Here is a 21,853-nt window from a genome sequence, read left to right on the forward strand (position 1 = left end):
ATTCTCCAATCGTGAAAGAAACGCTCTTTATTATTCAGTTTCCAGAAATCAAACGCCACCCTACTCTGAGCGCATCCACTGACCTCGCAGGACGATGCCATGAGCCCGATTTCCAGCCAGACCCACGCCATCTCGATCAACCCCGCCACCGGCGAGCAGATCGGTCACTACGCCTTCGAATCCGCCGAGGCCCTCGATGCCGCGCTGACCCGTGCCGCCTTCGGCTTCGGCAAATGGAAACGCAAGCCTTTGCAGGACCGCTCCCGCGCACTGACCGCCCTGGCCGGTGCTCTGCGCGACAGCAGCGAAGCCATGGCGACCATGATCACCCAGGAAATGGGCAAGCCGATCGCCCAGGCCCGAGGCGAAATCGAGAAATGCGCCAAGCTCTGCGAGTGGTACGCCGAACACGGTCCGGCCATGCTCAACGCCGAGGCGACTCTGGTCGAAGGCGGCAAGGCGCGCATCGAATACCGTCCGCTGGGGCCGATCCTCGCCGTGATGCCGTGGAACTTCCCGATCTGGCAGGTGCTGCGCGGTGCAGTCCCGGCGCTGATCGCCGGCAACACCTACGTGCTCAAGCATGCACCGAACGTGATGGGCAGTGCCTATCTGCTGCGCGATGCCTTCACCCGCGCCGGGGTTGCCGATGGCGTGTTTGAAGTGATCAACGTCACCCCGGAAGGCGTTTCGACTGCCATCGCTGACCCGCGCATCGCCGCCGTGACCCTGACCGGCAGCGTCCGCGCCGGCATGGCCATCGGCGCACAGGCCGGTGCCGCGTTGAAGAAATGCGTACTGGAACTGGGCGGCTCCGATCCGTTCATCGTGCTCAACGACGCCGACATCGATGAAGCCGTACAAGCGGCAGTGATCGGTCGTTACCAGAACTCCGGCCAGGTCTGCGCCGCCGCCAAACGCCTGATCATCGAAGAAGGCGTGGTCGAAGAGTTCACCCGCAAATTCGTCGAAGCCACCCGCCAGTTGAAGATGGGTGATCCGTTGTCCGCCGACAACTACATCGGCCCGATGGCTCGCTTCGATCTGCGTGACGAACTGGATCAACAGGTGCGCGACACCCTCGAAGAAGGTGCCACCCTGCTGCTCGGCGGCGGCAAGGTCGAAGGCGCAGGCAACTACTATGAACCGACTGTGCTGGCCGACGTCACCGACCGCATGACCTCGTTCAAACAGGAACTGTTCGGCCCGGTGGCCTCGATCATCACCGCCCGCGATTGCGCTCACGCCGTGGCCCTGGCCAACGACAGCGAGTTCGGTCTGACCGCCACGATCTACACCGCCAACGTCGCCCTGGCCCAGCAACTGACCAGCGAACTGGAAACCGGTGGCGTGTTCATCAACGGCTACTCCGCCAGTGACCCGCGCGTGACCTTCGGTGGCGTGAAGAAAAGCGGTTTCGGCCGTGAGCTGTCGCATTTCGGCGTGCGCGAGTTCTGCAATGCGCAGACCGTGTGGCTGGATCGCCGCTGATCCGCTGAGAAAAAGCCCGGAAGCGTTTTGCGCTTCCGGGCTATTTCATTTACGCCGCAGCCTGTCGTGGTTCCGACACCGTCCGATCCTTGCTCAACAGCCCCAGCACCACGGCTGCCGACGCCAGGGTGATGAGCGTCAGAATGTGCAGCAGATACTGGAACGCCGAAGCGTAACCTTGCACCAGACGTTCATTGGCCAACCCTGGAATCGTGTTGATTGCGTGAGCCATGTCGCCTGTCGTCACCCGGTGCGCGGTTTCGGCAATCAATGCAACGTCGGCGCTGCCGGCCACCGATTGCAGATCGGCATGCAGCAGCGAGGCAAGCATCGCCGCCACGCTGGCCAGTGCAATCCCCTCACCCGCCACCCGCACCGTATTGAAGATCCCGGCCGCCATGCCGGCGCGCTCTTTCGGCACCACGCTGACCGACAGTCCGTCCATCAAGCCCCACGGCAAACCTGCGCCGATCCCGATCAACACCATCGGCACTACCAATGCGAATTTTGATTCGCCGACGTTGTACAGACTCAGCCAGTGCAGCCCCACGGCGGCAATCAAGAAACCCACGCCCGATAAAATACCGGCCGAAACAAAGCGGGTCATCGAAGCCGCAAGTATCGGCACCACCAGCATCGGCGCCGACAGCGCCAGCAACAGCAGGCCGGCATCGATTTCACTCAAGCCTTCGACGCCGATAAACCGCAGCGGCAGCATCACCACCAGCACGATGTAGCAAAAGCAGGTGCCGATCGGCAGCATCTGCACCCCGATGAAGCGCGGAAAACGGAACAGCGTCAGATCGAGCATCGGGCGTTTGACACGCATTTCGATGAGGACGAACAGCGCCAGCAACAACGCCGAAGCGCCCAACAGACCGATCACCAACGGACTGCCCCAACCGCTTTCGGGTGCCTGGATCACACCGAACGTGAACAGCGCGAGCATCGAACTGAACGTCACGGTGCCTGGCCAGTCGAGACCGCTGGCGTCGGGATCGCGGGTTTCACGCATGCGCGGCAGGCCGAACACCATTGCGATCACACCGATCAGCGCGGTGAAGACAAAGATCGCGCGCCAGTTGAACGCCTCGATCAGCGCCCCGGCCACCAACGGCCCGAACGCCAGACCGATGCCAAACGTAGTACCGAGCATGCTGTAGGCACGAGTGCGCGCGTGGCCTTCGAACTCCTGCGCCAGCGCTGCCGAACCACTGGCCAGCGCCGCCGCCCCGGCCACGCCCTGTATCGCCCGAAGCACATCCAGCCAGAACACCGAAGGCGCCAGGCTCTGGGCAATTGATGCCCCGGTGAACAGCAGCATGCCGGCGGTGAACAGGCGTTTGCGTCCATAGACATCAGCCAACGCCCCCGCCGCCATCAGCAGACTGCCGAACGACAACATGAATGCATTGGTGATCCAGGTCAGCGCCACCGGACTGCCGCCCAAGTCACGGCCGATGGCCGGCGTCGCCACCGCGCCACCGGTAAAACTTAACGGAAGCACCAGTGCCGACAGGCAAATCGCCGCGAGAATCAGCCGCTTATCGCGCGCGTCATGGTATTGGGAGACGGTTTTCATGATTTCATCCAATGAAAAAAATGAGGCTGCGATCAACAGAGCGCAGCCTGCGATGGCTTCAACGGGGGTTGTGTCAGTCCTTGAAATCCGTGGACAGTGCCAGCTCATTCCACTGCGCCAACTCCTGCGCCACCAAGCGGTTCTTCGCCTCGATTCGCGCGACGGTGTCGCTACCCAGCGCCAGCCGTTGCGGCGGGTTCGGTGCATTGACCAGCGCCAGCATGGCTTCGGCAAACTTCACCGGATCGCCCGGCTGCGCATGATTGGCGGCTTCGGCGAAAGTACGCATCTTGCCCACGGTTTCGTCGTAGTCCGGCAATACCAGCGCGGTCTTGACCAGCGATTGTTCGTCGAGGAAATCCGTGCGGAAGAAACCCGGTTCGACCACCGTGACATTTATGCCCAGTGGCGCCAGTTCCTGATGCAGCGCTTCACTGATGCCTTCCACCGCGAACTTGGTCGAGCCGTAGACACCCCAGCCCATGTAGGCCTGATAGCCACCGATGGACGAAATGTTGATCACCCGTCCGCTGCGCCGGGCGCGCATATGCGGCAGCACGGCGCGAGTCACGTTGAGCAGGCCGAAGACGTTGGTGGCGAACAGGCGCTCGGTTTCGCTGGCGCTGGTTTCTTCGACGGCGCCCAATACGCCGAACCCGGCATTGTTGATCAGCACATCGATGCGGCCGAAACGCTTGATCCCCTCTGCCACCGCCTGGTGGGCCTCGTCTTCACGGGTGACGTCCAGACGCAACGCCAGCAGGTTCGGGGGCTCGCCGAGACGATCCGTGATGTCCTGCGGTTTGCGTGCGGTGGCAATCACCGTATCGCCGGCACGCAGGGCATGTTCTGCGATGAGGGTGCCAAAACCACGGGAAGCTCCGGTAATCAGCCAGGTACGCATAACAACTCCTCCTGTCAGTGACCCTGACGTTTTGCCGGGCCTTCTCGATGAGTTGATGCGACTTTAAAGCCATGCTACTGATGCGATAATCCCAACAAAATTACATGGCTTTGTGAAAGGTGCTCATCAATGAAAAATCCGTCCACGACGGATCTGTCGATCTTTCTGAGCATCGCCCAGCATCTGAACTTCAGTCGTGCAGCGGTGGATCTGGGCCTGACACCTTCGGCACTGAGTCACTCGTTGCGGGCTCTGGAAAACCGCCTCGGCGTGCGCCTGTTCAATCGCACCACCCGCAGCGTGGCGCTGACCGAGGCCGGCGAACGGCTTTACGCGCGGCTGAAACCGGCGTTTCGCGATATCGAAGATGCGCTTGAAGACCTCAACCATTTTCGCGACAAACCTTCGGGCAACCTGCGCATCACCTCCGGGCGCCAGGCATGCGAACTGGTGCTGCTGCCGATTGCCAGCGAGTTTCTGCAGGCCTACCCGGACATTCGTCTGGAAGTGGTCGAAAGCGATGCGTTGCTGGATATCGTCGCTGCCGGATTCGATGCCGGCGTACGTTTCGGCAATCGGCTGGAGGCGGACATGGTGTCGCTGCCCATCGGGCCGAACCTTCGCTCAGTGGTGGTCGGCTCGCCAGCGTTTTTCCAGCGACATCCCGCACCTCAGAAACCGGAAGACCTGCATACCCTGCCCTGCATCCGCCATCGGTTCCCGAGCGGTTCGATGTACCGCTGGGAGTTCGAACGCGGTGGCATTGAACAGGAAATCGAAGTCAACGGCCCGCTGACCCTGGGCGATGTGAGCCTGATGGTCGGCCCGGCGTTGCAAGGCCTGGGACTGGCCTATGTGTTTGAAGACATGGTCAGCGAACACCTCGCGGCCGGGCGTCTGGTGCAGGTGTTGGCGGACTGGTGTCCGTACTATCCCGGGCTGCACCTGTATTACCCGAGCCGACGCCATGTACCGGCGCCGCTCAAGGCTTTCATCGACTTTGCCCGCAATGTTCGCGACGGCAAAACCGGGTAATTACAGATACTTCAACCAGGCGATGTCCCGGCGCCGAGCCTTGAGTGCGGAGAACCATCTCACTGCCGGGAACAGCGCAATCGCCAGCACCATCGCCGCCAGCCACACCGCCGCCACCGACGAGAAACCGAAATAACTGCCCTGATTAAGCCCGACCAACGCCACACCGATCAGGTACAGCACCTTCAACACATACAGGTGCAGCAGATAGAAAAACATCGGCGCCGAGCCGAACACCGTCAGCCAGCGAATCCAGCGTCGCTCCTGCGAGCGCTCGAACACCAGCAACAGCAACAGCCCGACGCTCACTGTCAGCGTGATGAACAACAGCGACGGCGGGTATTTGGTGATGTTGAAGAAACTCATCAGGGTTTGCAGGCTGCTGTCATTGATCGACCACGGTTTCTCGCCGTAACCGTTGACCAGCCGCAGCGCCATGAAACCCAGCAGCCCGGCGAAGCCACCGATCAACAAGCGCCGCTGCCGCACACCTGAATCGGCAGCGCGAGCGAACCACGGCCCCAGCGCGTAACCCAGACCGATCACACCGATCCACGGCAGTAACGGGTACGAGGTGCGCAGGCGCAAGGTCTCGCCCGCCTCGATCCAGCCCCGGTCATGCAGGATCGCCCAGGGCACATGCAGCGCCGATTCCGTTCCGAAATGCACACCATCGAGCAGGTTGTGCCCGGCGATGATCGCCAGGCTCAGCATCAACAACAGCCAGCGTGGCAGCCAGACCAGCAGCGACAGCGCGATCATGCTCAGGCCGATTGCCCAGATCACTTGCAGATAAATCACGCTCGGAGGCAACTGAAACGTCCAGGCGAAATTCACCAGGGTGAATTCGAGCACCACCAGGAACAGACCACGTTTGAACAGAAAGGCACTGACATCGGCCTTGCCGTCGTACTTCTCCCCGAACAGCCACGCCGACAACCCGGTCAACAGTACGAACACCGGCGCGCACAGATGCGCCAGGGTGCGGCTGAAAAACAGCGCCGGCTCGGTGCTGGCGATGTCCATCGGATCGGACACCTGACGATGCAGCAGAAAGGTTTCGCGCACGTGATCCAGCAACATGAACAAAATTACCAGGCCACGCACCGCATCAATGGACAACAACCGGCCAGTCGCCGGCGGGACGTTTCGGGGAACAGCAAGGGTCATGAAGGGTTCGCAATCGAGTGAGGAGTTCGACCGGGCCGGGTGCAATCGGCCCGAATATTTGCGTTACCTTATAACATGAAAGGTCGCTTCAATTGCCAACGGTTCTCAAGCAGAACGCAGCCTCTCAAGCAGCACCTGCAACGGATGACGCACCGTCCGGTCGGCCTGGCGCTTGACCTGGCTGCGGCACGAATAGCCGGTCGCCAGCGCTTCACCCCGCTCTACCGGCGCCTCAATCTGCTTCGCCCAGGACTGCTCGTAAATCACCGCCGAGGTTTCGCGATTGCGGGCTTCGTGGCCGTAGGTGCCGGACATCCCGCAGCAACCGGTGGCCTGGGTCGTCAGCTTCAAACCGACACGTTCGAACACCTGCTCCCATTGCCGGGTCGCGGCAGGCGCGTTGGTTTTCTCGGTGCAGTGCGCGAGCAGGCGGAAGGTTTCCTCGCGGTGCTGATCGGCTTGCTCCGGCATGACCTTGAGCAGCCACTCCTGCACCAGCGCCACCTCCGGGCATTTTTCCATTCCCGGCACCTTCAGATATTCCTGGCGATAAACCAGCGTCATCGCCGGATCGAGCCCCACCAGCGGCACCCCGATCCCGGCCAGTGCGCGCAGTTGCCCGGCATTGCGCAACGCTGCGCGATTGAACGCCGACAGGAAGCCCTGCACATGCAGCGGCTTGCCGTTGGCGCTGAACGGTGCCAGATAAACCTGATAGCCCAGTCGCGAAATCAGCTCGATCAGATCCGCCAGCAATGGCGCCTCGAAATACCGGGTGAACGCATCCTGCACCAGCACCACACTGCGCTCACGTTGTGCCTGAGTCAGCGCCGAAAGCGCCTCGACCGACGCCGGCTGAACCTGCCAGCGACGCATGGCCGCGTGGAAATCGAAACGACTGAGCAACGGCACATCGACCATGCCGCCAAGACGCTCGATCAAACGACGGCTGAACGAGGCGCCCATCAAACCGTTATAGAGAAACGGAATCCGCGCCATGTACGGAATCGTGTACTCCAGCGAGGCGATCAGATAATCCCGTGCCGGCCGCAGGTAACGGGTGTGGTACAGCTCGAGGAACCGCGAACGGAAGTCCGGCACGTTGACCTTCACCGGGCACTGCCCCGCACAGGACTTGCACGCCAGGCACCCGGCCATGGCGTCGTACACCTCATGGGAGAAATCCTTTTCCTGGGCGCGGCTGTTGCGCCAGCGCTGCAACAGCGTGCTGAAAAACGGCGGACGGCGACTGGCATCGGACAACACATCCACACCCGCCTCGCCCTGCAAACGCAGCCATTCGCGAATCAGCGAGGCGCGGCCCTTGGGCGATTGCGCACGCAGGCGAGTAGCTTTCCACGACGGGCACATCGCATCGTCGGGATCGAAGTTGTAGCAGGCGCCGTTGCCGTTGCAGTGCATGGCCGCGCCGTAGTCCTGCCAGACTTTCTCGTCGATCTGCCGATCGAGTTCGCCGCGCAGGGTCACTTCGTCGATCTTCAGCAATGCCGCACCGGGAATATTCGGTGTGGCAATCTTGCCCGGATTGAACTGGTTGAACGGATCGAACGCCGCCTTCAACGCTTGCAGTGCCGGGTACAACGCGCCGAAGAAGGCCGGCGCGTATTCCGAGCGCAGGCCTTTGCCGTGCTCGCCCCACAGCAGGCCGCCGTAACGCTGGGTCAGCGCGGCGACGCCGTCGGACACCGGTCGCACCAGTGCGGCTTGTTGCGGGTCTTTCATGTCGAGAATCGGCCGTACGTGCAGCACACCGGCATCGACATGGCCGAACATGCCGTATTGCAGATTGTGGCTGTCGAGTAGGTCGCGCAGTTCGGCGATGTATTCAGCCAAGTGTTGCGGCGGCACGGCGGTGTCTTCGACAAACGGCTGCGGCCGCGCTTCACCGGCGACGTTGCCGAGCAAACCCACCGCACGCTTGCGCATGCCGTAGACGCGATTCACCGCCGCATGACCGACGGCCAGCGTATGGCCCAATCGCTCGACTGTGGCGTCGTTGCCCAGATGCTGGACAAAGGCCTCGACCCGACCTTGCAGCTCCTCGGGATCGTCGCCGCAGAACTCCACCAGGTTGATCCCCAGCGTCGGCCGGTCGGCGCTTTCCGGGAAATACTCGGCAACGCCGTGCCAGACGATGTCCTGCATCGCCAGCAACAGCACTTTGGAGTCGACGGTTTCAATCGACAGCGGCTTGAGCGCCATCAACGCCCGGGCATCGCGCAACGCGTCCATGAAACCGGCGTAACGAATGTTCACCAGCATGGTGTGCTTGGGGATCGGCAACACGTTGAGCTTGGCCTCGACCACAAAGCCCAGCGAACCCTCGGCGCCGCACAGCACGCTGTTGAGGTTGAAACGGTTGTCTGCCTCGCGCAGGTGCGCCAGGTCGTAGCCGGTCAGGCAGCGGTTGAGGTCGGGGAAGGTTTCCCGGATCAGCTCGCCCTGCTCATCAATGATCTGCCGCGCGCAGCGATACACCTCGCCGGCCCGACCCTCACGGGAGCACTCCGCTGCCAGCTCGCTTTCTTCCAGTGGGCGGCCGTGCAAGCGCTCGCCACCGCGCAGGACCATGTGCAGTTCCAGCACGTGGTCGCGGGTCTTGCCATAGGTGCAACTGCCCTGGCCGCTGGCATCGGTGTTGATCATGCCGCCGACGGTGGCGCGGTTCGACGTGGACAGCTCCGGGGCGAAAAACAGCCCGGCGGATTTCAGTGCCGCGTTCAGTTGATCCTTCACCACGCCGGCCTGCACCCGCACCCAACGCTGTTCAACGTTGATTTCGAGAATGCGGTTCATGTGCCGCGACAGGTCGACGACGATGCCGTCGGTCAACGACTGGCCGTTGGTGCCGGTGCCTCCGCCGCGAGGTGTTATCACGACTTTCTGGTACGCCGGCTCGGCAATCAGGCGTGCCAGCAGCGCCACGTCGTCGGCGTCGCGCGGGAATACCGCTGCTTGCGGCAAGCGCTGATAGATCGAGTTGTCAGTGGCCAGCACCACTCGGCTGGCGTAGTCGGCACTGATTTCGCCACGAAAGCCACTGGTTTCAAGGGCTTTGAGAAACTGTTGGTAGTCGGTGTTCAGCGTGGTGGAAGGCGACAGCTGGGCAATCATCGGGCGTGCAATCTCGGTCAAAAACGGGCCGTGTGGCGGTGAACAGTTGTGCGCAATGAATGATTGCGTCACGCTCCCGCCATCTCATAGGCCTTATGTTCATTGCAGAGCGATGCCGGGACAACCGTAAAATCGACCCGCAATCCATGACTAAAACGAATGAATCCGCGAACTCTCACTCCCTCGATGTCATTGCTGCTGGCGTTTGAAGCCGCCGCACGCCATGAAAGTTACACCCGCGCCGCCCACGAACTGTCGCTGACCCAGAGCGCGGTCAGTCGTCAGGTGCAGATTCTGGAAAAGATGCTCGGCATGCGCCTGTTCAGTCGCGAAGGCCGGCGGGTGATCCTTACCGACGTCGGGCGCATGTACCAGCGCGAACTGTCCGAAGCCCTTGGGCAGATCCGCAGCGCAACGCTGCAGGCCATGGCGTTTGGCTCGGGCATTCACAGCTTGCGCCTGGCGACTCTGCCGACCTTCGGCTCGAAATGGCTGTTGCCACGCCTGAAGGATTTCTACACCGCGCACCCGGGCATGACCGTGCATCTGCATTCACGCATCGAAACCATCGACTTCGATACCAGCGAAATAGACGCGGCGATTTGCGTGGGTGGCGGTGACTGGCCGGGGCTGACTGCCCACCGCTTGCACACCGAAGAACTGGTGGTGATCGCCAGCGCGCAACTGTCCGATGCCGAACGTCTCGCCGCCAATCAGCACATCGCCGGGCAGCTGTTGCTCAACGTCAGCAGCAATGCTCAGGCGTGGAGCGAATGGTTCAGCCATCACGCCCTGCCCCATCGCAGCATGCGCATCGGGCCGAGCTTCGAGATGACCTCGCACCTGATCCAGGCCGTGCGCGCCAATATCGGTATCGGACTGGTGCCGAGGATTCTGGTGGAGGATGAACTGCACAATGGTGAATTGCTGCAACTGGGGGAACCGATCAGCAGTCGGCGCAGTTATTACCTGGTGTACCCGGCGCGCAATGAATCGCTGGCTTCGTTGAAGGCTTTTCGGGATTGGTTGGTGCAGACGCTCTGAGTTGACTTGCCGATGTTCGGGTGAGCGGAGGCAACCCGGGGGCGAATAATCGCCCCCCTGCATTGGCTAGCGCTTCAGCGGTGGTGGCGCCTTGGGACCTTTGATCAGTGGTTTCTCCAACTGTTTCCCATCTGGCCCGTAGAACAGGCGCGCGATGTGCGGCGGCATTGGCTGTGGCGCTCTGGCGGTCATGATGAACCCTCTGAAATCGGATTGAATTCAACCCATTTAACCTTCGCGGAATCTATCAACAAAAATTCAGCACCAAAAGGTACGTCGGTTCCATCGCTGTTGAGCCAACACGGAGATTGCAACAGAAACTGCCCACTTGAAGATTCGGGCGGCCACTCCACCGGCCAGCCTAGAACGCGCCTTTCATCATCCAGATGCAGGGTGATGACGCGATCATATTTCGCAAATGCGCTGAACCATTGGCTAGGGTAGGAAGATTGTTTCGTTACGTTTCTGCTACGCAACCAACCATGTAAGTTGCCACTGGCGGACAGGCAACAAGCCAGCAACCCAAACACCAGCGAAGCAAAAAACGCCCATGCTGTTTCAGCCTGGGAATCCCACGTTCCTACAGAAAAACCCTCCCTCCCAACCCACAAACAGACCTCACCAACGCCCAGAACGGCCCCGTGAATCACAAACGTAAAAATCAACGCCTGCACAATCTGCCCGAACGTATCCGGCCGCTTGAATGCCGTCAGGGTGTAGAAAATCCAGGTCGAGACAAACCCCGGGATCAGGTACTGCAACAGCGGAATCACCTCTTTCACCAGATCATCCATGATCGGCAGCTCCTTGAATCAAAAAACCAACCCTCCAGAAACAGTAATGCCGGCCCGTAATGGGCCGGCATTCAAAGCCTAGTGCACGCGGGAAAAACGCCCGCGATCAACTGTCACCGCGCATTACGCATCCTGCAGAATCAGATCCGCGCCTTTCTCCGCCACCATCAGCACCGCCGCGTGGGTGTTGCCCGACGTCACGTTGGGGAAGATCGACGCATCGACGATCCGCAGCCCGTCCAGACCATGCACCTTGAGGCGCTTGTCGACCACCGAGTTCTGCTCATCCGCACCCATCGCGCAGGAACCGCACAGGTGATAGATCGAGCCGCAGTTGTCACGGAAGTACTGGAGCATCTGCTCGTCGGTTTCCACCGCCGGCCCCGGCAAGACTTCATCGACCGTAATACCCTTGAGCGCCGGAGCGCCCATGATCTTGCGCATCAGGCGACTGCCCTGGATGACCTCGTCGATGTCCTTCTGCGTGCTCAGGTAGTTCGGGTCGATCAACGCCGCATCGCGCGGATTTTTCGAAGCAATCTCGATGTGCCCACGACTGGTCGGGCGGCACGGGTTGAAGCACAGCAGGAAGCCTGAATACGGCTCGGGCTTGAGGCTGGCCTTGTTGTTTTTCGGAATCTGGTACGACAGCGGATTGAAATACAACTGCAGGTTCGGATGGCTCTGCTCCGCGTTGCCCCGGAAGAAACCGCCAGCCTGATTGACGCTCATCGCCAGCGCGCCCTTGCGGGTCAGCAGGTATTTGACGCCGAGTTTGAACTGGCCGAACAACGAGCTGAGCTCATCGTTCAGGGTCGGAATATTGGCCTTGTAGTAGTAGCTGACGCACAGGTGATCCTGCAGGTTCTGCCCCACCGCCGGCAGGTGTTTGACCACCGGAATCTGATGCTTGGCCAACAAGGCGCGATCCGCCACACCGGACAGTTGCAGGATCTTCGGCGTATCAACGGCGCCTGCGCACAGGATCACTTCCTTGCGCGCCATGAAGGTGCGTACCACGCCATGCTGGGTGATGGAAATGCCGGTGGCACGCTGTTGGCTTTCATCGAACAGCACCCGATCGACCAACGCGTAATGCTCGACCGTCAGGTTCGGCCGGCTCAGTGCCGGATGCAGATGGGCGAAGCTGCTGGAGCTGCGCTGACCGTTGCGAGTGTTGACGTCGTAGATGCCCGCGCCTTCGAATTTCGGCCCATTGAAATCATCGCTGCGCGGGTAACCGAGTTCGTCGCAGCCCTTGAGGAACACGTCGCAGATCGGGTGGGTCTGGCCGGCCATCGGGGTGATGCTGATCGGGCCGCTGCCGCCGTGGTATTCGGTGTCGCCCAGCGGGTGGTTTTCCAGTTTGCGAAAGTACGGCAGCACATCCTTGAAGCCCCAGCCGTCGTTGCCGTTGGCCGCCCAATCGTTGAAATCATGGGCCTGACCGCGCACGTAGATCATCGCGTTGATCGAGCCCGAACCACCCTGGACCTTGCCGCGCGGGGCGTAGATTTCACGATTGCCCAACTGCTTCTGCGGCTGGCTGTAGTACATCCAGTTGAAGGTCGGGTTGTAATACATTTTGGCGAAGCCGACCGGGATCTTGAACCACAGGGAACTGTCCTTGCCGCCCGCCTCCAGCAGCAGCACCGTGTGTTGGCCCGAGGCCGAAAGCCGGTTGGCCAGGACGCAGCCAGCGGCGCCTGCGCCAGCGATGATGTAGTCGTATGTCATGCACGGTTACCGCGTAAGTCTTTTTATCGAACCCGCCCGTTGCCGGGCGGGGAAATCCCGTCAGCCCTTGGCCGGCGATGTGTCTTTGACGTCGGCCGGGGTCGGGGCCATTTGCAGGTGCAGGCGTTCGCCGGTGTACGGCGAATGCTTGCGCACCACGTCCATGTTCAGCTCCACGCCCAGACCCGGCTCGGTGGACGGGATGATGTAGCCGTCCTCCCACTGCAACGGCTTTTTCAGGACCTCGGCATGGAAGCCGCCCCAGGTCTCGATGCTTTCCTGGATCAGGAAGTTCGGCGTGCAGGCCGCGAGCTGGAAACTCGCTGCCGCACCAATCGGCCCGTTGTACAGATGCGGAGCGATTTGCGCGTAATAGGCCTCGGCCATGCTGGCGATCTTCTTGCCTTCGAGCAGGCCGCCGCAGCGCGCCACGTTCATCTGCAGAATCGACGCACCGCCGGCCTGCAACAGCTTGAAGAACTCGTACTTGGTGGTCAGGCGCTCACCGGTGGCAATCGGAATGCTGGTCTTGGCGGCGACTTGCGCCATGGCCTCCTCCTGGCCCGGCGGCACCGGCTCTTCGAACCACAGCGGGTCGTATTTCTCCAGGCGTTTGGCCAGGCGAATCGCCGAGGACGGCACCATTTGCCCGTGAGTGCCGAACAGCAGATCGCACTTGTTGCCCACCGCTTCGCGGATCTTGCGGCAGAAGGTTTCGCAGCGTTCCAGCACTTCCAGCGAGATCTGGTGACCGGAATACGCGGTGTACGGTCCGGCCGGGTCGAACTTCACGGCGGTGAAGCCCTTGTTCATGCTCTCAATGGCGCACTCGGCGGCCAGGTCCGGGTCGTCGTAGTCGTACTCGCCACGGCTGTTGACCGGATACAGGTAGGTGTAGGAACGCAGGCGTTCGTGAACCTTGCCGCCGAGCAATTCATAGACAGGTTTGTTTGCGGCCTTGCCGATGATGTCCCAGCAGGCCATTTCCAGACCGCTGACCACGCCCATCATGGTCAGGTCGGGACGCTGGGTGAAACCGCTCGAATAGGCCTGACGGAAGAAGCGTTCGATGTGGTGCGGATCCTGATTCAACAGGTAGCGTTCGAACACGTCTTCGATGATCGGCAGCATGGCTTTGGGGCCGAAGGTCGCGGCGTAGATTTCGCCGACGCCTTCAATGCCGCAGTCGGTCTTGAGCTTGACGAACAGCCAGTACATGCCGCCGATGTGCGGTGGCGGTACGGCGACGATATGGGTTTCAAGGGCGACGATTTTCATCTCAGGCACCTGTCTTGTTCAAAGAGGTCTTGTTCAAGGATTTGCGATTGATCCGGGCACGCAGGGTCACGGCAGCCAGAGTGCCGATCAGACCGATAGTGGCGATGTAGCCGAAATAGAGCTTGTAGCCGAGGGCGCCGGGGAAATGCTCAGTGAGGTAGCCGTTGATCAACGGGATAAAAGCATCCGGCATGTAACCCACCACCGAGACAATGCCGATGGCCACGCCGGTGATCCGCAGCGGAATGTTGCAGCTGTCGAGGATCGCCCAGTACAGACCGCGAATCGCGTAGGTCATCAGGCCGATGAAAATCACTGTCGCGATCAGCAGCCCCATGCTGTTGAGCGCCGGGAACACGATCAGCCCGACAATCGCCAGACTCGCCAGCAACAGCGCGACGATCAGCACCGAGATGTTAGAAAACTTGTCCCCCAGCCAGCCGCCGCCGATGCCGCCGATCGGGCGCATCCACAGTTTGATGGTGGTGATGGTGCCGGCCATGACGGCGGTCAGGCCGCTGCCTTGCAGGTAGTCCGAGAAACTGTAGGTGGCCCAGAAGATGTGATACCCACAGAACACGATCGCGGTGACCAGCCACAGTTCAGGAATCTTCACCAGGGTCGCCAGATCAGTGAGCAAGTTGAATTTGCCCTTCTCCACCGGCGGCGTGTCCTCCATCGACTTCGGGTCCTTGATCAGCACCAGCACGCAGCCGATGGCAATACAGGTGAAGGCGTAGAGGTAAACCACGTGCTTGAAACCTTCGGCGGTGGACTCGCCACGGGTTTCGGTGGCGAAGGCGAACAACGCCAGCGCGACCGTCGCCAGCAGCGCTTCGACCAGCCCGCGACCGCCATCAAGGATGCCGAAGAACCGGCCCTGCTCGCTGTGATGAGCAATCATCTTCACCCGCTTGAGCACCGAGGCCCAGAACGTCAGGCCGGTGGTCAGACCCCAGCAACCGAAGATGATCATCAACCCGGTCATCGAAGGCGCGGTCGAATACCACAGGCCCAGCGCGCCGGTTGCCACCAGCGAGAAGAAGATCAGGAAGCGCGGCGCGATACGGTCGGCCAGCCAGCCGCTCGGCAAGTAGCTGAGCAGGAAAATCGTCCCCAGCATCGAGTACAGATAACCCAGCTCGCTGTGGTTGATCTGGAACACCTCGAGCATGGTGGTCTGGTAGACCTGGCGCAGGTACAGAATCGGGTAGATCGCACCGGCGGCGAGCACCAGCAACATCAGTTGGAAATAGCGACTTCCCTTGTCGCTCTGGCTTTTCGAAGCCGAATCGGAACCCTGAACAGCGGCAGCAGAGGATGCATGCTTGGACATTGAAGTGACCTCGGGCGACCCGTGCTCCGGGCGCCCCTGATAATTGTTTTTATAGGTGTAGCGTGAGGCGTGATGCGGTGGATCAGTACTTCATGACCACGAGACGGGTCTGGGTGAATTCGAGCATGCCGTGCTTGCCGTCATCGCCGCCCAGGCCCGAGCGTTTCCAGCCAGCGTGGTAGCCCTGGTACGGATCGGCTGGCGTACGGTTGACGTACAACTCGCCGGCCTCGATGGCGTTGGCGACTTTCTGCGCGGTGCGGTAGTTCTCGGTGTAGAGCACCGACGACAGGCCGAACTGGTGGTCGTTGGCCATGGCCAGCGCTTCGTCGATGTCGCGGTACTTGAGCACCGGCAACACCGGGCCGAAGATTTCTTCTTGGACGATTTCCATGTCCTGACGGCAGCCGCTCAGCAGCGTCGGCGGGTAGAAATGCCCCGGGCCTTCCGGCAGCACGCCGCCACTTTCGAGGACAGCGCCGTCGCCAATCGCGCGCTCGACCATGGCGTGAATGTTCTTCTGCGAACTGGCGTTGACCAGCGGGCCCATCAGGCTGGCATCCTCGGCGCGGTCGCCGAACTTCACAGCGGCAATCTTGGTTTTGAGCAGCGCGAGGAAACGGTCGTAGACGCTTTCCTGCACGTAGACCCGCTCCACCGCCGTGCACAACTGACCACAGTGAGTGGTCTTGGAGGCGATGATCGCGCTCGCGGCCGCTTCAAGATCGGCGTCGGCCTCGATGATTGCCGGAGTCTTGCCGCCCAGCTCCAGCGAAGGCTTGGCGATGTTGGCCTTGCAGTAGTCGAGAACAATGCGCCCGGCGTTGACGCTGCCGGTCAGCGTGATCAGGCCCACGGCTTTGTGGGTGCAAACTGCAGCTGCGGTGGCGTGATCCATGGTCAGGATATTGATTACGCCGGCCGGCATGCCCGATTGCTCCACGGCTTTGGCGATTTCGAATGCCGAGGTCGGGGTGTTGTTGCTCGGACGCACCACTACCGTGTTGCCGGCAATCAGCGCCGGAGCAATTTTGCGCAAGAGGGTGTAGACCGGGTAGTTGAACGGAATCAGGCACGCGACGACGCCAATCGGCTCGCGGTGCAGGAACAGGTTTTCGTCGGGGCTGTCGCTGGGAATGATCTCGCCTTCGATGCGGCGCGCCCATTCGGCGTGGTAACGGGTGATCTGCGCGGCATAACGGGCTTCGTTGCTGGCGTCGCTCAGGCTCTTGCCGGACTCGGCGGCCAGGGCGGCACCGATGGCTTCGGCGCGATCTTCAAGGGCCGCTGCAAATGCTCGCAGGTGTTCGGCGCGCTCGATGCTGGTGAGTTTGCCCCAGACTTTCTGCGCCGCTGCAGCGGCATCGACTGCCGCCGTGGCTTCTTCGGCGGTGGCGGCCGACACCTGGCCGATCAACGCTTCCGTGGCCGGGTTGTAGACCGCGATCAGCGCCGCGCTGGCCGGCTCGATGAAGTGGCCGTTAACAAAATTTCGCTCGACTCGCATGTGCATCGCCCATCGTTTGTTTTTATCGATGCCGCCAGTCTTGTCATCGACAGCGGGTTCAACAAACGATTTATCCGGCGATCAAACATTCGAAAAAGGCACGTTACTCAGAAAATCGCCTTCGAAGGCTCAAGTTGGCGCTGCGCCAGCCAGATCTCTTCCTGCAACCACTGACTGAACGCCTGCAATTGCGGCATCTGCGTCTGTTCCGGGCGGGTCACCAGCCAGTAGGACTGGTGCCCTTCGACATGCACGTTATGCACCTGGGTCAACTGCCCGCTGGCCAGTTCCGAGGCGACCATGTGCCAGTCGGCAATGGTGATCCCCAGACCATCGACCGCCGCTTGAATCGCCAGGTCCAGCAGGTCGAATTCGTAACCGCCCTGAGTGTCGACACCCGTGATACGCGCCGCGTCGAGCCAGTGTTTCCAGGTCAGGTAGCGCTGATCCTCCCTTGCCAGCACATGCAACAGGGTCAGGCGATTGAGATCGATGCCCTGATCGCCGCCCTCCCGCGCATACAGGGTCGGCGCGCACACGGCGATGTGTCGTTCCTGAATCAGCAGCGAACTGTCGAGCCCGTCCCACTCGCCGTCGCCAAAACGGATCGCACAATCGAGGGTGCTGGTTTCCGCCAGGCTGTCCTGCAAGCGGGTGGTGATGCTCAGTTCCAGCTCCGGATGCTGCTCGCGCAGGCGCCCGAGGCGCGGCATCAACCAGCGGCTGGTGAAGGTGGGCGGCGCATTGATGTGCAGGCGGTTGGCGTGGGTTTTCTGCTGGATGCTGCGCACGGTCAGCTCGATCTTGTCGAACGACTGGTGCAGTGCCCGCAGCAGAATCTTGCCGGCACCGGTCAGTTCGAGATGGTGATGGCGGCGCTCCAGCAGACTTTCGCCAAGCTGCTCCTCCAATTGCCGCACCTGACGGCTGACCGCGCTCTGGGTGACGTTGAGCAACTCGGCGGCGCGGGTGAAGCTGCCGGTGCTGCCGGCCACTTCGAATGCTTTGAGCGCATTCAGGCCGGGCATTTTGCGTTTCATACAAGGCACTCGAAAACCACTGACAAGGCGCAAAGCATCCCACGACATTGGCGAATTGTCCTACAGGATTTTCCGAGTAACATGCATTCGATGCAGGTTTCCCTGACGTTTTTATCGTTTGTTCTGCAGCGGGCGGATGGAAAAACTGCGCGGCATCTCTAATAAAAACAATCGAGAGCCGCTCCATGCCCTTCCCTGCATCTTTGCGCCTGCGCACCACCTCCATCGCTCTGTTCTGCAGCATTGCCGCCCCGGCCATGGCGGTCCAGGTCACCGACAATCTCGACCTTGGCGGCGCCATTCGTGCCCGTTGGGATGTGGACCCCGATCGCGACATCCAGAAGTTCGGCCTCGACACAGTGTTCCTCAGCGCCAAGTACAACTCCGACTCGTGGATCGGTGAAGCGCAGTACCGCTTTTACGGTCGCTCCTACCCGTACCAGTACACCAAGAATTACGGCGATATCCGCTTCGCCAAGTTCGCGTGGGTCGGCTACAAGTTCAATCCCGACCAGCAAGTACAAGTGGGCCTGAACACCGTGCCGTTCGGCTTGCAGCCGTACTTCGGCAGCACGTTCTACGAAACCCTGGGCAACGTCATCGGCCTGGAAGACGTGCAGCAGATCGGCACCAAATACATCCAGCAAAGCGGCGACTGGAACATTCAGGCCGGCTACTACCTGCGCCCGGCCTGGCAAGGCAAAGGCACCAGCAAAGGCGTGACGTATTCGAGCGTGGTGTCCGAGGCCGACAGCTACGTGGCCGACGGCAGCAACAACCAGGAACGCAACACCGTGGTACTGCGGGTCGCCAAGGCAATGGATCTGGGGCCGTGGAAGTCCGAGGTCGGGATCTCCGGCCTGACTTCGAGCCTCGAGAACAAAGACACCAACAACGACGGTCGGCGCAACGCCGTGGCCGTGCACTACATGGGCAAGAACGGCCCATGGGGCGTGCAATTGCAGGCAGCGCGGCAGCAGATGTCACCGCGCAATCCCGGCAGTGATGAAGTGGTGACCCTCGGTGGCTACGACGGCACTTACAACGTCGCCAGTCGCGGCAATCTGTACGTGGCCGACCTGAGTTACGACGTCGGCGGCAAATACCTGTTCGACCAGATCAGCGGGATCAAGCTGTACGCCAACTACAGCGCCTTCGACAAGTCCGCCAGCGGCTTCAAGACGTCCGAGCGGATGATCCTCGGCACCTCGTTTTCCGTGAGTAAATTGTGGGTGGCCACGGAGTGGTTGTTCGGCAGGAATGATCCGTACATCGGAGGCAGCAGCTACACCCAGAGCCTTGGCGCGGGAGGGCTGGATCAGTGGGAGAATCAGTTGTATGTGAACGTCGGGTATTACTTCTGACGTTCGAAAAAATCGCAGCCAGGGCTGCGATTTTTTTTGCCTGCCCGTTGCGAATTCACCTTGCATCCGCACCGCCCCGATAGTCAGATAGCCCTCATCCCAAAACAACAATAAACCGCCCGTTCCGGAGTCCCGCCTCCATGCGTCAACTGCCCTCGCTCAACACCCTGCGCGTGTTCGAAGAAGTCGCCCGTCATCGCAGTTTCAGTCAGGCCGCCATCGGGTTGAACGTCACCCAGGGCGCAGTCAGTCGCCAGATCAAACAGCTTGAAGACTACCTCGGCGTGGCGCTGTTCGTGCGCACGCCTCAAGGCCTGTCGCTGACCGAAGCCGGCAGCAATCTTTCCCCGCATCTGGCCGAGGCCTTCGACCACATTGAGCGCGCCTTGCAAGCGGTGCGCGTGCCGAATCTGCGCCAGCGCTTGAAAGTGCTCGCCCCGCCGACCTGGGCCACGCGCTGGCTGTCGCCACACCTGCGCGCATTCTGTCAGCGCTACCCGGACATCAACCTCAGCGTGACCAACCAGATCGGCCACGACAGCCTCACGGAAGTCGATTGCCACATCCGCTTCGGCCTCGCGGCGGCGCCTCACTGCGTCAGTCAGTTGCTGGTGATGGAGCGCCACATCGCGGTGGCCAGCCCGGAACTGTTCAACGGCGATCAGCCACCGGAACTGCGGCAGTTTCCGCTGCTGCACATCCTGCACGACGGCAAGCGTTTGAAGGTCTGGGAAAACTGGCTGGCGGCCATGGGCCGGGATGACATCGATGCCGGGCAAGGGCTGGAATTCAGCACCCTGGACCAGGTGATCCACACCGCACTGGCTGGCGGCGGTCTGGCAGTGATCGACCGGCAGATGATCGAAAAGGAACTGGCCAACGGCAGCCTGCTGCCGATCACCCCGATTGAGGTGATCGGCCCTTATGGCTATTGGCTGGATGTGGCGAATGACAAGCAAGGGCTGTCGAAGGTGAAGCTGTTTACCGAGTGGCTAGGGGTTGTCAGCAACCCCTGACCTGTATTCCTCAGACGGGCGTGGCGACTTTGCCGACCGGTCCTACCCCGACGTCCACCGAACTCTGCGCCTTGCACGCCTGACTCAACGTCAACGACTTGGTCTCCGGCGCCCACGCCCACGACAACAACGCGCCAATCCCCAGGATCGCCGCAAGAATCCCCATGGTCGGGCTCAATCCGATCCCCGCCACACTCACCGGCAACAGGAACGTACTGACCGCCGACCCCAGACGACTCACCGCCGTCGCCAGGCCAATCCCGCTGGCCCGTACTTCCGTCGGGAAGCTCTCCGCCGGGAACACGCCCACCAGGTTGCTCACCGCCGACAACACCAGCGTGAACACACCGAACACCAGCACCATCAGCCACGCCGCACTACCCGGCAACACGGCCAGCAGAAACAACGCCACCGCCAGAATGATGAACGAGTTGATCAGGAACCCGCGCCGGGTGAATTTGATCGTGCACCAGATGCCGATCAACGCGCCGAGGATCAGCAGCATGTTGAGCATCAGCTCGGTACCGAAACCTTCGGCCAAGCCCATCTTCTGCAGGATCGACGGCAGGAAGGTGTAGATGGCGAAGTACGGCATGACGATGCAGACGAAGAACAAGCAGTTGAACGCCGTGCGCTTGCGGTACTCGGGGCTGAACAGCACCGCGTAGCCCGAGCGGGTTTCGCTGGAGCGGGTTTCATCCAGCTCGACGTTATCGCCGAGATGCTTTTTGACGATGGCACGGGCTTCCGCCACGCGGCCCTGATTGACCAGCCAGCGTGGAGATTCCGGGGTGCCGATTCGGGCGATCAGAATCAACGCCGCCGGGATCGCCGACGACGCCAGCATCCAGCGCCAGGCATCATCACCGAGGCTGAGCATGGCGGTGCCGACAAAGGTCGCTGCGACATAGCCGAAGGTCCAGATCACGCTGAACGAACCCAGCAGCACACCGCGATGTTTCTTCGGCGCGAACTCGGCAAGCATCGCGTGCCCGACGCTGAAATCCCCGCCCAGACCGATGCCGATCAGCACTCGGCAGAGGAACAGACTCATGGCCGTTTCGACGTAAAACTGCATCACCGAAGCGAGCGTGATCAGCACAAAACTGACCAGGAAGATTTTCTGCCGGCCGACCTTGTCCGAGATCCAGCCGAAAAACAGACTGCCGAGAAACAGGCCGATCAACGCCGATGCGCCGATCAGGCCCTGCCAGAACGCATCGAGCTGCATCTGCGGGCTGAGCAAGGTGAACGCGATGCCGATCAGGCCAAGGATGTAGCCGTCGGTGAAGTGCGCGCCGAAAGTCAGGCCGGCGATTTTGATATGGAAGCGCCCGATGGGCAGGTCATCGATCTTTACGGGTTGAGCGGACATGTTCGTCTCCAATTGTTGTTATTGACGGAGAAACGGAAAGCTCTG

General features: G+C 61.2%; 16 protein-coding genes. 5 read left to right on the plus strand and 11 right to left on the minus strand.

Features of this window, described 5'->3' with window-relative positions; translation table 11 throughout:
- The first annotated feature begins 99 nt into the window (after nt 1-99).
- Nucleotides 100-1,491 (plus strand): aldehyde dehydrogenase family protein, encoded by a 1,392-nt coding sequence (locus tag AC07NR_RS09250; RefSeq protein WP_495078411.1) that lies wholly within the window; start codon nt 100-102, stop codon nt 1,489-1,491.
- 49 nt (nt 1,492-1,540) lie between these two features.
- Here the strand turns inward: AC07NR_RS09250 and AC07NR_RS09255 are convergent, their stop codons facing one another.
- Both AC07NR_RS09255 and AC07NR_RS09260 read right to left on the minus strand, forming a co-directional pair.
- On the minus strand, nt 1,541-3,073 hold the full coding sequence (locus AC07NR_RS09255) for an MFS transporter (RefSeq protein WP_495078412.1): 1,533 nt from the start codon (nt 3,071-3,073) through the stop codon (nt 1,541-1,543).
- A gap of 73 nt (nt 3,074-3,146) precedes the next feature.
- Nucleotides 3,147-3,977 (minus strand): oxidoreductase, encoded by an 831-nt coding sequence (locus tag AC07NR_RS09260; protein ID WP_495078413.1) that lies wholly within the window; start codon nt 3,975-3,977, stop codon nt 3,147-3,149.
- A gap of 129 nt (nt 3,978-4,106) precedes the next feature.
- Here AC07NR_RS09260 and AC07NR_RS09265 point away from each other — a divergent pair, with 129 nt between their 5' ends.
- Complete coding sequence (locus tag AC07NR_RS09265; RefSeq protein ID WP_495078414.1) at nt 4,107-5,012, plus strand: LysR family transcriptional regulator; 906 nt, start codon at nt 4,107-4,109, stop codon at nt 5,010-5,012.
- On the opposite strand, the gene AC07NR_RS09270 is transcribed toward AC07NR_RS09265, so the two are convergent.
- Nucleotides 5,013-6,182 carry an acetyltransferase domain-containing protein gene (locus tag AC07NR_RS09270; RefSeq protein ID WP_495078415.1) on the minus strand — a complete coding sequence of 390 codons (1,170 nt, stop codon included), beginning with the start codon at nt 6,180-6,182 and terminating at the stop codon, nt 5,013-5,015.
- Nucleotides 6,183-6,287: 105 nt separating this feature from the next.
- Entirely contained in the window at nt 6,288-9,317 is a 3,030-nt protein-coding gene (gene ydiJ / locus AC07NR_RS09275; RefSeq protein WP_495078474.1) for a D-2-hydroxyglutarate dehydrogenase YdiJ, read from the minus strand.
- A gap of 159 nt (nt 9,318-9,476) precedes the next feature.
- Between ydiJ and AC07NR_RS09280 the strand changes: the two genes are divergently transcribed.
- Entirely contained in the window at nt 9,477-10,361 is an 885-nt protein-coding gene (locus AC07NR_RS09280; RefSeq protein ID WP_495078416.1) for a LysR substrate-binding domain-containing protein, read from the plus strand.
- A 188-nt stretch (nt 10,362-10,549) separates the two neighbouring features.
- Here AC07NR_RS09280 and AC07NR_RS09285 read toward each other — a convergent pair whose 3' ends face one another.
- From AC07NR_RS09285 to AC07NR_RS09310, 6 genes are all read right to left on the minus strand, one after another.
- Nucleotides 10,550-11,155, minus strand: coding sequence for a DUF6338 family protein (locus tag AC07NR_RS09285; RefSeq protein WP_495078417.1), 606 nt, complete (start codon nt 11,153-11,155; stop codon nt 10,550-10,552).
- Between the two features lie 123 nt (nt 11,156-11,278).
- Nucleotides 11,279-12,892, minus strand: a complete 1,614-nt coding sequence (locus tag AC07NR_RS09290) for a GMC family oxidoreductase (protein ID WP_495078418.1) — start codon at nt 12,890-12,892, stop codon at nt 11,279-11,281.
- A 60-nt stretch (nt 12,893-12,952) separates the two neighbouring features.
- The gene (locus tag AC07NR_RS09295) at nt 12,953-14,170 is read right to left on the minus strand and encodes a mandelate racemase/muconate lactonizing enzyme family protein (RefSeq protein WP_495078419.1); all 1,218 of its coding nucleotides are present in this window, start codon (nt 14,168-14,170) and stop codon (nt 12,953-12,955) included.
- Nucleotide 14,171: 1 nt separating this feature from the next.
- Nucleotides 14,172-15,506, minus strand: coding sequence for an MFS transporter (locus AC07NR_RS09300; protein ID WP_495078420.1), 1,335 nt, complete (start codon nt 15,504-15,506; stop codon nt 14,172-14,174).
- Nucleotides 15,507-15,588: 82 nt separating this feature from the next.
- Entirely contained in the window at nt 15,589-17,013 is a 1,425-nt protein-coding gene (gene aldA / locus AC07NR_RS09305; protein WP_495078475.1) for an aldehyde dehydrogenase, read from the minus strand.
- A gap of 107 nt (nt 17,014-17,120) precedes the next feature.
- Nucleotides 17,121-18,053 carry a LysR substrate-binding domain-containing protein gene (locus AC07NR_RS09310; RefSeq protein ID WP_096820112.1) on the minus strand — a complete coding sequence of 311 codons (933 nt, stop codon included), beginning with the start codon at nt 18,051-18,053 and terminating at the stop codon, nt 17,121-17,123.
- A 185-nt stretch (nt 18,054-18,238) separates the two neighbouring features.
- Between AC07NR_RS09310 and AC07NR_RS09315 the strand changes: the two genes are divergently transcribed.
- Both AC07NR_RS09315 and AC07NR_RS09320 read left to right on the plus strand, forming a co-directional pair.
- Nucleotides 18,239-19,417, plus strand: a complete 1,179-nt coding sequence (locus tag AC07NR_RS09315) for a hypothetical protein (RefSeq protein WP_495078421.1) — start codon at nt 18,239-18,241, stop codon at nt 19,415-19,417.
- Between the two features lie 140 nt (nt 19,418-19,557).
- Nucleotides 19,558-20,433, plus strand: coding sequence for a LysR substrate-binding domain-containing protein (locus AC07NR_RS09320; RefSeq protein ID WP_495078422.1), 876 nt, complete (start codon nt 19,558-19,560; stop codon nt 20,431-20,433).
- Nucleotides 20,434-20,443: 10 nt separating this feature from the next.
- On the opposite strand, the gene AC07NR_RS09325 is transcribed toward AC07NR_RS09320, so the two are convergent.
- The gene (locus tag AC07NR_RS09325) at nt 20,444-21,808 is read right to left on the minus strand and encodes an MFS transporter (RefSeq protein ID WP_248740893.1); all 1,365 of its coding nucleotides are present in this window, start codon (nt 21,806-21,808) and stop codon (nt 20,444-20,446) included.
- Nucleotides 21,809-21,853 lie beyond the last annotated feature (45 nt).

The organism is Pseudomonas sp. GW821-FHT09C09, from assembly GCF_059418105.1.

Coding starts and splice junctions, on each gene's coding strand:
- AC07NR_RS09250 (WP_495078411.1), top strand. CDS start 100: ATGAGCCCGATTTCCAGCCAGACCCACGCCATCTCGATCAACCCCGCC.
- AC07NR_RS09255 (WP_495078412.1), bottom strand. CDS start 3,073: ATGAAAACCGTCTCCCAATACCATGACGCGCGCGATAAGCGGCTGATT.
- AC07NR_RS09260 (WP_495078413.1), bottom strand. CDS start 3,977: ATGCGTACCTGGCTGATTACCGGAGCTTCCCGTGGTTTTGGCACCCTC.
- AC07NR_RS09265 (WP_495078414.1), top strand. CDS start 4,107: ATGAAAAATCCGTCCACGACGGATCTGTCGATCTTTCTGAGCATCGCC.
- AC07NR_RS09270 (WP_495078415.1), bottom strand. CDS start 6,182: ATGACCCTTGCTGTTCCCCGAAACGTCCCGCCGGCGACTGGCCGGTTG.
- ydiJ (WP_495078474.1), bottom strand. CDS start 9,317: ATGATTGCCCAGCTGTCGCCTTCCACCACGCTGAACACCGACTACCAA.
- AC07NR_RS09280 (WP_495078416.1), top strand. CDS start 9,477: ATGAATCCGCGAACTCTCACTCCCTCGATGTCATTGCTGCTGGCGTTT.
- AC07NR_RS09285 (WP_495078417.1), bottom strand. CDS start 11,155: ATGGATGATCTGGTGAAAGAGGTGATTCCGCTGTTGCAGTACCTGATC.
- AC07NR_RS09290 (WP_495078418.1), bottom strand. CDS start 12,892: ATGACATACGACTACATCATCGCTGGCGCAGGCGCCGCTGGCTGCGTC.
- AC07NR_RS09295 (WP_495078419.1), bottom strand. CDS start 14,170: ATGAAAATCGTCGCCCTTGAAACCCATATCGTCGCCGTACCGCCACCG.
- AC07NR_RS09300 (WP_495078420.1), bottom strand. CDS start 15,506: ATGTCCAAGCATGCATCCTCTGCTGCCGCTGTTCAGGGTTCCGATTCG.
- aldA (WP_495078475.1), bottom strand. CDS start 17,013: ATGCGAGTCGAGCGAAATTTTGTTAACGGCCACTTCATCGAGCCGGCC.
- AC07NR_RS09310 (WP_096820112.1), bottom strand. CDS start 18,053: ATGAAACGCAAAATGCCCGGCCTGAATGCGCTCAAAGCATTCGAAGTG.
- AC07NR_RS09315 (WP_495078421.1), top strand. CDS start 18,239: ATGCCCTTCCCTGCATCTTTGCGCCTGCGCACCACCTCCATCGCTCTG.
- AC07NR_RS09320 (WP_495078422.1), top strand. CDS start 19,558: ATGCGTCAACTGCCCTCGCTCAACACCCTGCGCGTGTTCGAAGAAGTC.
- AC07NR_RS09325 (WP_248740893.1), bottom strand. CDS start 21,808: ATGTCCGCTCAACCCGTAAAGATCGATGACCTGCCCATCGGGCGCTTC.